12 protein-coding genes, 4 tRNA genes and 1 pseudogene are annotated in these 12399 nt (G+C 64.4%); 8 read left to right on the top strand and 9 right to left on the bottom strand.

The annotated features are described in order from the left end of the window. Positions 1–447: 447 nt before the first annotated feature. From VFW69_RS13205 to VFW69_RS13190, 4 genes are all read right to left on the bottom strand, one after another. Entirely contained in the window at positions 448–750 is a 303-nt protein-coding gene (locus tag VFW69_RS13205; RefSeq protein ID WP_526501927.1) for a DUF732 domain-containing protein, read from the bottom strand. Positions 751–813: 63 nt separating this feature from the next. Beyond that, positions 814–2025 carry a PPE family protein gene (locus VFW69_RS13200; protein ID WP_526501925.1) on the bottom strand — a complete coding sequence of 404 codons (1212 nt, stop codon included), beginning with the start codon at positions 2023–2025 and terminating at the stop codon, positions 814–816. Positions 2026–2045: 20 nt separating this feature from the next. Next, positions 2046–3242 carry a PPE family protein gene (locus tag VFW69_RS13195; RefSeq protein ID WP_526501923.1) on the bottom strand — a complete coding sequence of 399 codons (1197 nt, stop codon included), beginning with the start codon at positions 3240–3242 and terminating at the stop codon, positions 2046–2048. A gap of 17 nt (positions 3243–3259) precedes the next feature. Next, positions 3260–3559, bottom strand: a complete 300-nt coding sequence (locus VFW69_RS13190) for a PE domain-containing protein (protein WP_526501921.1) — start codon at positions 3557–3559, stop codon at positions 3260–3262. Between the two features lie 691 nt (positions 3560–4250). Between VFW69_RS13190 and VFW69_RS13185 the strand changes: the two are divergent. From VFW69_RS13185 to VFW69_RS13175, 3 genes and pseudogenes are all read left to right on the top strand, one after another. Then, a pseudogene (locus VFW69_RS13185) lies at positions 4251–5154 on the top strand (permease). Further along, entirely contained in the window at positions 5155–5883 is a 729-nt protein-coding gene (locus VFW69_RS13180) for a TIGR03943 family putative permease subunit (RefSeq protein ID WP_526501919.1), read from the top strand. A gap of 814 nt (positions 5884–6697) precedes the next feature. Continuing rightward, the gene (locus tag VFW69_RS13175) at positions 6698–7933 is read left to right on the top strand and encodes a site-specific integrase (RefSeq protein WP_526501917.1); all 1236 of its coding nucleotides are present in this window, start codon (positions 6698–6700) and stop codon (positions 7931–7933) included. 44 nt (positions 7934–7977) lie between these two features. Here the strand turns inward: VFW69_RS13175 and VFW69_RS13170 are convergent. The 3 genes from VFW69_RS13170 to VFW69_RS13160 form a co-directional block, all read right to left on the bottom strand. Continuing rightward, positions 7978–8051, bottom strand: a tRNA-Phe gene (locus VFW69_RS13170). Between the two features lie 27 nt (positions 8052–8078). Beyond that, positions 8079–8155: transfer RNA gene (locus VFW69_RS13165), tRNA-Asp, on the bottom strand. Positions 8156–8184: 29 nt separating this feature from the next. After that, positions 8185–8257: transfer RNA gene (locus tag VFW69_RS13160), tRNA-Glu, on the bottom strand. Positions 8258–8381: 124 nt separating this feature from the next. Between VFW69_RS13160 and VFW69_RS13155 the strand changes: the two genes are divergently transcribed. Further along, a tRNA-Lys gene (locus tag VFW69_RS13155) sits at positions 8382–8457 on the top strand. Between the two features lie 40 nt (positions 8458–8497). Here VFW69_RS13155 and VFW69_RS13150 read toward each other — a convergent pair. After that, a complete protein-coding gene (locus tag VFW69_RS13150) occupies positions 8498–9397 on the bottom strand; it encodes a class I SAM-dependent methyltransferase (RefSeq protein ID WP_526501915.1) in 900 nt (299 codons plus the stop codon). A gap of 121 nt (positions 9398–9518) precedes the next feature. On the opposite strand from VFW69_RS13150, the gene VFW69_RS13145 reads away from it, so the two are divergent. The 3 genes from VFW69_RS13145 to VFW69_RS13135 are packed head-to-tail and all read left to right on the top strand — an operon-like array spanning position 9519 to position 10710. Continuing rightward, positions 9519–10016, top strand: coding sequence for a nucleoside deaminase (locus VFW69_RS13145; RefSeq protein ID WP_526501913.1), 498 nt, complete (start codon positions 9519–9521; stop codon positions 10014–10016). 44 nt (positions 10017–10060) lie between these two features. Beyond that, entirely contained in the window at positions 10061–10510 is a 450-nt protein-coding gene (locus VFW69_RS13140) for an ArsR/SmtB family transcription factor (RefSeq protein WP_526501911.1), read from the top strand. After that, positions 10507–10710: a zinc transporter Slc39a7 gene (locus tag VFW69_RS13135; protein ID WP_526501909.1), complete on the top strand. Its 204-nt coding sequence runs from the start codon at positions 10507–10509 to the stop codon at positions 10708–10710. The genes VFW69_RS13140 and VFW69_RS13135 overlap by 4 nt, the downstream gene beginning before the upstream one ends. A 21-nt stretch (positions 10711–10731) precedes the next feature. Here VFW69_RS13135 and VFW69_RS13130 read toward each other — a convergent pair whose 3' ends face one another. Next, complete coding sequence (locus tag VFW69_RS13130; RefSeq protein ID WP_526501907.1) at positions 10732–11805, bottom strand: oxygenase MpaB family protein; 1074 nt, start codon at positions 11803–11805, stop codon at positions 10732–10734. A gap of 67 nt (positions 11806–11872) precedes the next feature. On the opposite strand from VFW69_RS13130, the gene VFW69_RS13125 reads away from it, so the two are divergent. After that, a partial coding sequence (locus VFW69_RS13125) for a TetR/AcrR family transcriptional regulator (RefSeq protein ID WP_526501905.1) occupies positions 11873–12399 on the top strand: 527 nt, incomplete at its 3' end.

Here is a 12399-nt window from a genome sequence, read left to right as displayed (position 1 = left end):
ACTAGGCCCGGATTGCCGTGCGTTGTGACTGCTACACGCAACCGCGCCCAGCAGTACCGCGGCCGTGCCTACCGCTGCCCATATCGCCGCCCTGCACCGACCAGGTCGACCTTCCATAGCCGATCCACCGCCTGTTATTGAAAATGGTTTTCATTAATTATGTGGCGGAACGGTAGCACGACACTGCGCGGTTCGCACCCAGCGGCCCGGACCGCCCCCAAGCCGGTAGGCACCGGCGATCCTCGTTGGGCAACCTGAAGTTTGGTGTCGCTGATTTGGTGAAAAGTTCTACACGGCCGGTCGCAATTGTCGATGCTGGTGACCACAGGCTTACGTCCATGTCGGGCGCGACGCGGCGCATGGGCGGTGGAGGCTGCGGGGCGTGCAAGGTAGGACACGCAGATGGCCTCCGCTAGGGGAAGGTCATCGCGGCCTGACGTTCGTGGGCTACTTGCCGCCACCGCCACCGCCGTCAGTAGCGGCCCCGCCGCTGTCCGCCGACAATCGTTCAGGGCAGTACACGCTGGCGGCCGCCTTGGCGAACTTGGCGGCGCTGATCATGGTGAATCCTGGATTGAGATCTTTGATATCCCTGATGATGTCGAGCTGCGAGGTCCCCGAGTTGGCCAAGTCGCACACCTTTTGGCCGGCTGTTACGGCGCGGTCGGGGTTCCGATAGCTGATCCCTGCCTGGGTGAGCGCGGCGAGGAAGGCATCGTCATCCGAGTCGGCGTGCGCTGGTATGGCCATGGCGATTAAGCTGCCGACGCTTGCGAGAAACGGTAGGACTTTCATATCTCAGGACTGCTGTCGTTAACCGGCGGCGGGTGGGCGTCCGATGAAGCGTGGGCGGAACCCATAGATCGGGTCGGCGAACTCATCCTGATGCGGACCGGGAATGCCTGCCAGGGGCAGCCCGGGCATACCCACCGCCCCAGCCTCTTCCATCACCATCGGAGTGGCGGTGCCAAAGCTGTGGTACGCCCCAGCTCCGACCTGAGTCGTCGCCGCGACCGTGCTGACCGTTGCCCCGGTGCCAGCCCAGGCCTGCGGGACCGATAAAGCCCCAACCAGGCTCGCCTGTCCCACCCCTACTGTTGCCGCCGCACCGGGCACGCTCACTGCCGATGCCAGCGATCCGGCATTACCCAGGCCGGCGGCCAGGTCCTCCAGCCCCGACGTGGTATCGCCTACTGCGCTCAGAGAGCTGACCGTCCTCATCGAATCGACGAAAGTGTTCGGGTTCATAATTCCGTTGGTGGTGAACCCGTTAAGGATGCCGGACCAGGAATTATTGTTGAGAAAGGCCCCGGTCAGATTCTCGTTTGAATTGCTCAGAAAGTTCATGACGCCGGCAAGTCCGGTGGTGGACGTATTCGAGTTGGGCGCAAGACCAAGCCAGTCCCAGATACTCGTCGCCTGAGTCGCGGCCGGGGCGGCCACGGCGTTGTTGGTGGCGCCGCGAACCGCGTTGCTCTGCAGTGCCGTTGCGCCGGTGGTGGTGTCGGACTGCGGTGCGCTGAACGACGTCATTTCGCTGGCTGCGCGCGAGGCGGCGGTGTAGCCGGTCATCGCCGAGGCATCTTGAGCCCACATCTCGCCGTATTGGGCCTCGGTGGCCGCGATAGCCCCGGTGTTTTGGCCGAAGATGTTGCTCGCCACCAGGTTAGCCTGCAGGGTGCGGTTGGCCGCGACAACGGGCGGGGGCACCGTCGCGGCGAACGCGGCCTCGTACGCGGCGGCGGCGGTGCTGGCTTGAGCGCCGGCCTGCTCGGCCTGAACGGCCGTGGTGTTGAGCCATTCGAGATACGGTGCGATCGCCGCCGACATCTTCGCCGAAGACGGGCCGAGCCAGCCCTCGCTGACGAGCGACTTGATCACCGAGTCGTAATTGGTTGCTGCGGAACGCATTTCAGCGGCGGCGGCGTTCCATGCGGCCGCGGCGGCCAGCAACGATCCCGATCCAGGTCCGGCGTACATCTTGGCCGAGTTGACTTCCGGCGGTAATGCCCCAAAATTCAGCATGACATTTTTCCTGAAATCTTTTATCCGGCGGCCGGCGGACGCGGCATGACGGCGGGGCGAAACCCGTACCTTGGGATGGCGCGGCGCAGCCTCTTGCCGGTACCGCCCGGCGGCCCCGCAACGCCTCCCGGCCCGCCCCCCGCCGGCGCCGCGGATGTCCCGATATCACTGAGACCACTGACCGGCACCGCCGTTTGACCGGGGCTGATATTGGCTGCGGAGCTCCAGCTCTGCGGGACCGACATCGAACCCACCAGATGCGCATTGCCCACCCCGGCAGATGCGCCGGTGAGGCCCGCTGACCCCACCGTGTTGGACGCCAGGCTGCCGGCGGATGCGGTGGCTTCCGCGCCGGCGGTGAAGTCGTCCAGACCCGAGAGTGTCGTGGGGCGTGTCCCCATGGCGCCCACTGCCGTTGCCAGGATGGTTTGCGGGTTGAACGGGCCGCCGGCGATCGAACCGTTGAGGATGTTGTTGCTGACGAGGTTACTTTGCAGGAAGCTTCCCAGCGCCGTGTTGTTCGACCCGTCCAGCAGGCCTGTCAGGTAGTCAGTCGTCGATCCGGAGGTGGGGGCGGCAGCAAGGTCATTCGCCGACAAGGTGTTAGCCGACAACAGCGATTGCGTTTTCCCGGCTGCGGTATTGGCCGCCTGCGCGACTGCCTGATTTTGTCCGGTCACCGCGTCAGGGGTGGTGTTCGTTTGCGGCGCGGTGAGCGGCGTCAACTGCGATGCGGTTGCCGAGGAGCCTGCATAGCCGTACATCGCGGCGGCATCTTGTGCCCACATTTCCGCATACTGGGCCTCGGTGGCCGCGATCGCCGGGGTGTTCTGGCCGAAAATGTTGGTCGCGACCAGCGTCGCCAGCTGAGTCCGGTTGGCCGCGATGACCGGCGGTGGCACCGTCATGGCAAACGCGTACTCGTAGGCGGCAGCGGCCGCGTTTGCTTGGGTGCCGGCCTGCTCGGCCTGGGTGGCGGTGGTGCTCAGCCACGCCAGGTAGGGTGCGGTCGCGACCGACATCGACATCGACGATGGACCAAACCACCCCTCGCTGGTCAGATCCGACACCACCGAACCGTAACCGGCTGCCGCCGAACGCATTTCAGCGGCCATCGTGGTCCACGCAGCGGCGGCGGCCAGCATCGGCCCCGGTCCGGGGCCGGAATACATTCTGGCAGAGTTAATTTCCGGCGGTAACGCCGCGAAATCAAGCATTGGTCCCCCGTGGGCGCTCAGCGGGTCGCAGCCGCGTTGGCTGCCTCGGTGGCCGCGTACGATCCGGCACTGGTCTGCAAGGTGGCCACAAACGCCTCGTGCATCGCGGTCGCTTGGGCGCTCACCGCCTGAAACGTCTGGGCGTGGCTTGCGAATTGTGCCGCCGTAAGCGCCGACACCTCATCGGCGGCGGCGGGTACGACACCGGTCATCGGCGCTGCGTTGGCCGCATTCTGGGCGACCAGCGACGAGCCAATCAACTGCAGGTGGCTCGCGGCGGCGGCCAGCATCTCCGGCTGCACAGTGACATAAATCATCAGAGTTCTCCTCCCGAAAATAAGCCGAGCCCGAGGGCGGTGGTCGTGCTGGGGCGTGCCTACCACGCGGCCGCTGTCCCCCTAAGCAGCCACAAGGACCGCCGGGGTACGCATTGCCCCTCCCAATATTGAAAACGATTATCATTAAGACGGCCTGAGCGTACCGACTGCGGTGGGCGTTGTCCACAATGATTGTCATTGTCATTAGGAGCACTTGCACCGGCAAGCGCCACGTGTCGGCCCACTGCTGGCTCCGGGAGCCCAACTCGGTTTCAACACACTGGGGCCGATCGTCACGTTCGCGTCGATGCACATAGGGAGGCAATTGCCGAAAAGCGGCTGCGCGGGTGCAATAACCGTTCCCAACGCCGCCGATGCCACAGTTCTGCCAGTGCTGACGGGCGGTCGCGGTACGCATCAGCGGTCACCCAGGGCATTGCGGCGTACCTGGGTTCCACGACCCCGGCACATCTATGAAATCTGTTGTGCCAGAGGGGTTTTACTCAAGAATGTGCGTTGATACCGGTAGTTCGTTTCGGTAACTCGAGCAGGACGAAGACGTTGGCCAGGATCGGTGGCAATGCGCTGACATAATGAGACGGTGGCGACGCTGAGGTGGGGGCGCGGACTGCACGTCGGGTCGACCGAAGTGTTGGTATGCATTCTGCTTGCTTGCGCCTTCTCTGCGACGATGTTGCGAAATGCGGTCTTCGACAGTCAGGCATTGTCGACCGCAGGCACGGTGTTCTGTGGGGTGTTCGTGCAAGCGGTTCCGTTTTTGGCGCTGGGGGTAGTGGTCAGCGGGTTGATTGCGGTGTTTGTGTCTCCGGAGCGGTTGGCGCGGTGGTTGCCCGCGTCGTACCGCAGTGGCGGTATTGGCCGCCGGTGTGGGTGGGGCGGCGTTGCCGGGCTGTGAATGCGGGTCGGTCCCGGTGGCGCGGCGGTTGTTCGGCGAAGGAGGGGCGACAGGAGCCGCGGCTTTGACCTTCATGCTGGCCGCGCCGGCGATCAACCCGGTGGTCTTAGTCGCCACCGCGGTGGCGTTTCCGGGTGCGCCCAAGATGGTTTTTGCCCGGATGGGGGCGTCTCTGCTGACCGCGGTGATCATGGGCTGGGCATGGTCACGTTGGGGCCGAACGGAGTGGATCACCCGCCGGCTTCCCCCTTCAGACGTACAGACACAGTCACGCTGGGAGGTGTTCGCAGAGGCGGCCCGCCACGACTTCCTTCAAGCCGCATCTTATTTGGTATTAGGTGCCGCCGCGGCCGCGATACTTCACGTGGTGGTGCCGCGGTGGGTCTTCGAACGTTTGTCGGCACACCTGATCGTTGGTGTGGTCGTGATGGCCGCGTTGGCGGTGGTGCTCGCGTTGTGTTCGGAGGCCGACGCGTTCGTAGCCGCCAGCATGACGATGGTGCCGCTGCTGCCCCGGCTTGTGTTTCTGGTTGTGGGGCCGGCGGTTGACGTGAAGCTGTTCGCGATGCAGGCGGGCATGTTCGGCCGCGCTTTTGCGGCGCGCTTTGCCCCCACCACGTTGTTGGTTGCAACGGCAAGCGCGTGCGCCGTCGGGTTGTTGGTTCTCGGTGGTGGATAAATGAGCCGCGAAACCGAGAACATCGTTCTCTTGCTGGTAGGCACCAGCATCGGGGCGATCATCGTGTCGGGCGCGTTCACGCGCTACGTCAAGCCTGGGCTGCTGCCTTGGCTGGCCGCGTCCGCGCTGCTGCTGATTGCGTTAGCGCTATTCGCGATCATTAGGGATGTCCGCCGGGGAGGACCGCGGCCCAGTGATTGCAGTGAGGCACACTCCCACCGGACCGGCATCGTGTGGCTGCTCGTCGTCCCTGTCTTGATTTTGATCGTCGTTTCGCCGCCGGCGCTGCGGCCCTCAGCCGCTGCCCCGTCTGTGACCACCGTGTCGAACGCTGTCCTGAATCGTGTTCCATTTGCCCCACTACCGCCGGGCAACGCCCCGGAAGTGTCCCTCCCAGAGGTACTGGAGCGCGAGGTGCAAGACTCCACCGGCTCGTTGACTAATCGATCGATCACGGTGACTGGTTTTGTCCTCAGCGAGGCACAGGGCGTCGACCTTGCTCGCATCGTCATTACCTGTTGCGCCGCCGACGCTCAGCTGGCCCGCATCCATCTGCGTGGCCCGGCCGCCATACACGCCGCCGGGCTGCCCGACAACACATGGCTTCGGGTCGAGGGCCGAGTCGAACCCCTTATTGGACAGTCGAATTACCTCATGATCCCGACGCTGGAAGCCACCATGGTCATGCGCATCGATACTCCGGCCAACCCTTACGATTACCCGCATTGATGACGCACGCTTCAATCGCCTCATCGTGAAGCCGCGACGCGGTCAGGGTTGGTGGGGCTAATCGGCTCGGTAGTCGCCGGCCGTCATGACCTCACTACTGCCAGCTTGCCGGGACGCTACCCACGCTTGGACAGCGTGCTCAAAATCGCCACCAATCGGCGAGCAGCGGCTGGTTTCGTCGCTGCTCGCGCGGAGTCGTCGAGAATGCTGGCCAATGCTAGCGCTGCCGCGGCCAGGCCGGGCCGTTCGGCAGCGGCCGGCGCGGGCCTCGAGCTCGGCGCGCACAGCCTCAACCACAGAACCCTCATGTGATGAAACCAGCTATGGATCAACCACACTCAGCTTCGGGGGGTCTGGCGGGTCGATGGGAAGCCCGCGCTGCCGCCTGTAGCGACTGCGCTGGTAGTCGCGCTCGGCAGCCTTGCAAATACCACAGCGGCATCCGCTGGTGTAGCGGGTGCGTCCGTGCTCCAGTGCCATCGTTTGCCCTTAATCCGTTGTGCTGCAATGCATGTCCGAATCCCACGATGGTTCGCAGGGTGAGGGCGGGCAGATCTCAAGAGGGAGAGGGCTACTTGGAGTCGACGGCCCCTAGCATTTTTCGCAAACGCTTTTCGACTACACATGTGTGACCCGCATTGTCGTTGGCGCGGCTCGAGCTGACCATGAAGTTAAACGAGGTCAACCAACTCCTCGACATCCAGCGGCACAACCTGTTTCAGGTGGAGTCGGCGTTGCAGACCTTCGATGCCCGAAGCGTTCAGGGAACGTCAGCAGGAGACAGTGAAACACAGGCGGGAATTCATTAAATCGCTTGAGAATCAACGCGATGAAATCCTTTACAGCTTCGGCCAGAATCGGAATCACGATGGCGGGTAAACCACCGCTGCGCATCGGGCAGCACGGGAAGGTCAGCCGGAAGTACCTCGGTGGCTTAGTCCGGATGGCACGATGCCGATTTCGCGACGTCGATGGCGTAACGCGGCGCATCGAACGTGTGACACCGTTTGGAATGTCCGACGAATACGGCGCACGCGCGGAGGAAGCACTACGAGACGCGCTCGCGGGCCGGCGTCCACCGGGCACTGGAACGGTCAGCCGTGCAACAACACTCGGGACGCTGCTCACCAGATACATCGAGCGTTGTCGGCAGGACGGAGAGCTGGCACCAAAGAGTATTGACACTTACGCCGCCACCCTAGACAAGGTGCGGCCTCGTCTCGCGGACATCGGTGTTTGTGAGGCGACACCAGGCCTACCGGACGAACTCCGGGGCGTCCGGCGGGACCACGGAGCAACCCGCGAACGGCATACGAAGGTTGCGTTGAACTCGGTGCTCACCGACACCGTGTTGGCGGGCGCGATTGCCGCGAACCCGGTGCGAGAGCTTGGGACGCGCCGGAAGCGGAAAGCCGATAAGAAGGTGCAGGGTGCGCCGGCCCTTGATGTGGACCAGGTACGCGCACTTTTGCGGGCCATCGGCGAATCAAAGGTCTGCGAGCGGAAAGATTTACGCGACCCGGTGATTGTGCTCGCAGCGACCGGGATGCGGCGCTCAGAGCTGCGGGCGCTGCGGTGGGAGGACGTCGATCTGGATGGCCGGGTGCTAACGGTGACCGGCGCAGTGGTGAGGTTGAAAGGCCGGGGCTTGGTTCGGCAGGACACCACCAAAGGCGGTGACGCGCGGTCGGTTCCGCTCCCCCAGTTCGCCGTGGATGCGCTCCACCGTCGCAAGGGTGGCCGCCAAGACTCAAACACTGCCGGAGTGATCTTTCCGTCGTCGACGGGGACGTTGCGCGACCCTGACAACTTCGGTAAGCAGTGGCGGGAGGTACGCGAAGATCTGGGCGTAGCTGCCGTGTCGTCACACAGTTTCAGGAAGACGGTCGCAACGCTCATCGACGACAGCGGTTTGTCTGCACGGGTGGGGGCCGACCAACTCGGAAACGCCCGGCCGTCGATGACCCAGGACATCTATATGAGCAGAGGCCATGTACACATGGAAGTGGCTGCGGTGCTGGACAAAGCGGCCGGTATATCCGACGGATAAACGTCGAATGACATAGGGAAGCAACGCAGAAATGGCCTTTGATGTGGCCAGGGGCGGGATCGAACCGCCGACCTTCCGCTTTTCAGGCGGACGCTCGTACCGACTGAGCTACCTGGCCGGAGGGCAGCGAGGGCCTCGCCGCGCTTGGCGACCCTGACGGGACTCGAACCCGCGACCTCCGCCGTGACAGGGCGGCGCGCTAACCAACTGCGCCACAGGGCCTTGCTGCTGCTCCGCGTCACCGCGTCGCGTACCCCCAACGGGATTCGAACCCGTGCTACCGCCGTGAAAGGGCGGCGTCCTAGGCCACTAGACGATGGGGGCCAGAACCGAATCACTCCGGGGTACTCGCAACGTGGTTTCGTTGGGAGCCACGTCAGCTTAGGTCACGGTGTGCCCAATCCTCAAACGAGCCTGGTTTTCGGTCCAAGTATCCTGAATCTCCGCGGCCCCTATAGCTCAGTTGGTAGAGCTACGGACTTTTAATCCGCAGGTCCCAGGTTCGAGCCCTGGTGGGGGCACCACAACGCGCACGGCCGGAGCTGTGCGCGCCGGCATGACGGCTCATCGCCCGAGCACCGCGCTGCTGTACGTAACATCGGCGAAGGCCGCAGCGACGTCGTCGTCCACGTAGACAAATCCGTTAGCCGCATGCAACTCCGCAATGGTCTTCGATGTGGTCTGCCAGCCGCGCTGCCTCAAATGGTCGACGATGTGGCTGCGCTGGCCGTGGTAGACGAGATCGTTGAAGTCGATCTCGAACCCGAGTTCGCTCATCCGGTCATGGTGGGCGCGCCACCGCGGGTCGGCGAAAACGGCAGTGTCAGGCACGAATTCAAAGGCGAGACGGCTGCCGGGGGCACTCAGCGTCGTGATGTTGTCGAACAGCGCATCTTGAGCCTCGTCCGGCAGGTAGACCACCAGACCTTCGGCGCTCCATGCCGAGGGAGCCTGCGGGTCGAATCCGGCCGCCTGCAGGGCCGAGGCCCAATCGTCGCGCAGGTCGATGGCGACGGTGCGCCGCTCGGCGGTCGGCTCGGCTCCCAGGTCGCCCAGCGTCAGGGTCTTGAATTCGATCACCTCTGGCATGTCGACCTCGTAGACGACCGTCCCTGCCGGCCACGGCAGCCGATAGGCGCGGGAATCGAGGCCCGACGCGAGGATCACCACCTGACCGATGCCGCTGCGGGTCGCGTCCAGAAAGAACTGGTCGTAGAACCGGGTGCGGCAGGCCATCCCCTGCGCCATTCGCTGCGGATCGAACTCCGTGTTCCCGTCGGCCGCGATTTCGCCATTCACCAGCCGGACGTAGACGTCGATCCCGACCGCGCGCACCAGCGGCGCGGCATACGGATCGTCGATCAACTTCGCGTCAGAAGACAGGGCCCGCTGGGCGGCCACCATGGTCGCCGTCGCCCCGACACTCGTCTCAAGGTCCCAACGATCACGTTCGGTGCGCGCCATGGTGCCCCCTCAAATGGGTCCGAAAAAACATAGACAATCTAGTTAGTATCACAAGTTCGCATCCCGGCCCGCGGGACTACTCTCCGAGTTATCTGCTCCCCGTTCTATGCCGGAGGACCCGATGACCGATTTCGCACAGCGAACGATCGACCTGGCCAGCCGCAACGTGACGGAGGGCGGCCGCCCCTTTGCGACGGTGATCGTCCGGGACGGCGCGGTGCTCGCCGAGAGCGCCAACAAGGTGGCCCAGACGAACGATCCCACCGCCCACGCGGAGATCCTGGCGATCCGCGAGGCCTGCATGAAGCTCGGCACCGAGCACCTCGTCGGCACCACCATCTACGTGCTGGCCCACCCGTGCCCGATGTGTCTGGGCTCGCTGTACTACTGCTCGCCCAAGGAAGTCGTCTTCCTGACCACCCGGGACAGCTACGAGCAGTACTACCTGGATGACCGCAAGTACTTCGAGTTGTCCACGTTCTACGACGAATTCGCGAAGGAATGGGACCAGCGACGCCTGCCGATGCGCTACGACCCCAGAGATGACGCCGTGGAGGTCTACCGGCTTTGGAACGAGCGCAACGGCGGCCCCCGGTCGACGGTCGTTCCGTCGGCCTGAACCGCGTCCTTGGCAGCACAGCCGGCTTTCGCTAGTATTTGCGTATGCATGCAGATAACAGCACAGGCCGGCTGCCTGACGACCAGGCCAACCTGGTGGTCGAGGTGTTCCGGATGCTGGCCGATGCCACTCGCGTGCAGGTGCTCTGGACGTTGACCGACCGCGAGATGGCGGTCAACGAGCTCGCCGAGCACGTGGGCAAGCCGGCACCGTCGGTTTCCCAGCACCTCGCGAAGTTGCGGATGGCACGGCTGGTTCGCACCCGCCGGGAGGGCACGACCATTTTCTACAGCCTGGAAAACGATCACGTCCGTCAGCTCGTCATCGACGCGGTCTTCAACGCCGAGCACGCCGGCCCCGGGGTGCCCGGTCACCACCGCGGCGACAGTGGGCTGAAGGCCGTCGCCGCGTCGTCTCGCCCGTCGAACCGGCAGCGCAGCGCGCTGAGCGAGCAATCGCCACAAGGCATTTCATTAAGGAGAAAGCACCAATGAGCGAACAGCACACCCACGACGCGCCGCACGCGCACGACCATCAGCACGGCGACGTGACGCATGCCCATGCGCACACGACCCACGAGCATGACCATGTCGAGCACGAACACTCACACGCTCACGCCGACGGGACCGAACACACCCATCAGCACGTGCATCAGGCCGGCCTGGAAGAAGTTCACGGTCACCCCCACGCATAGCGCGAGCGGCGCCTCGGCTGCTCAGGAGACCATCGGGCAATAATGCTTGGGGTTTCCGCGCTCGTCTTCGGGCGGCAGGTTGCGCGCCGGGGTTTGCATCAGTGGCGTATCGAGCGGGATCCGCCCGCTGGCGCGGTCCAAGCCGGCCCGGGCCCGCGGGTGCTTGCGGAATCTGCTTGGCACCAGGGCGAACACGCCACGGACGAGGTCGCCGAAACGCCGGTGCAGCCACTCGTCGCGGCGTGACCAGCGGTAGCCCATCAGTTCCCGCACCGGTGGGTCGTACAGGCCGACCGTCACCCAGACGAAGAACGGCGCCAACAGTTTGCGTTGCGCAGCCCACAACGGATCCGGAATCCATTGCGCGAACGGGGGTTTCGGTAGCTCGGTCAGATCGAGCACGGCCCGGGCCGCCCAGTTGTTCTCCAGCACGTTGCGGCACATGTGGTCCCAGTAGACCTGGAATTCCTGCCAGGAACCCGGCACCGGCCGCATGCTCATGCCGTACATCCGGTACCACTCGACGTGTTCTTCGAACAGCTGCTGCTTCTGCTCCTCGGTGATCCCGCCGCAGAATCGTTCGGCCACATGAATGGTGCCCATGAAGAAGGTGGAGTGCGCCCAGTAGAAGACGTCGGGGTTCAACGCGTGATAGCGCCGGCCCCGTTCGTCGACCCCCTTGATGTCGGTGTGGTAATCGCGGACCTCGGCACCGGTGCCCGGGGCGCGATCCCCGTCGAACACGACCCCACCAATGGGGTACAACGAGCGCAGCAGGCGCGGCCAGCGCTCGCGGAAGAACGTGGAGTGATCGATGACCGCCGCGCCCAGCTGAGGGTGCATGTTCTGCATCGACCCCGCCCACGGACCCTGAAGCATGCCCCGCCAGTCCCCGAAGTACCGCCAGGTCAGCGAATCGGGCCCCAGCGGTGCTGGCGGTGCGTCATACCCCGCCGGCGAGACCGGACAGCCACCCGCGACACCGTCGGACGCTTCGGCCGGCCCAGCCGAAACTGACTGCTCAGCGGTGCCGACGACATTGCTACCTGCGACGTCGCTGGTCAGAGGGGGCGATGCGGACGTATCTTGAGTCACTATTAGGCCCCTGTTGGTATCGTGAATTTTGACTACAACCGTTGTCAATCTCAAGCTTAGGAGCGATGTGCAGGCGGGTCAACGACGGGGACGCTGGACCGGCGTCCCCTTGGAGAGTCGACTCGCGCTCCGCCGTGACAACCTCGTCAGCGCCGGCGTGCAGTTACTCGGCAGTGCCGGGGGGCCGGCGCTGACCGTGCGCGCTGTCTGCCGTGAGGCCGCCCTGACCGAACGCTACTTCTACGAAAGCTTCGCCGACCGTGACGAATTCGTGCGCGCGGTGTACGACGATGTCTGCACGCGCGCCATGAACACCCTGACGTCGGCGACGACTCCGCGGGAAGCCGTCGAGCGATTCGTCGAGCTGATGGTCGACGACCCGGTCCGTGGACGCGTGCTGTTGGTGGCGCCGGCGGTGGAGCCCGTTCTGATTCGGTCCGGCGCGGAGTGGATGCCCAATTTCATCGATCTACTGCAGCACAAGCTGTCCCGGATCGGCGATGCCGTGCTGCAGAAGATGATCGCCACCAGCCTGATAGGCGGGTTGTCGGGCCTGTTCACCGCCTACCTGCACGGGCAGCTGGGCGCCAGTCG

Source organism: Mycobacterium sp. (assembly GCF_036273375.1).
Classification (GTDB): Bacteria; Actinomycetota; Actinomycetes; order Mycobacteriales; family Mycobacteriaceae; genus Mycobacterium.
Note: the sequence above shows the minus strand (reverse complement) of the source record. Positions and strands in the feature narration are given on the sequence as shown.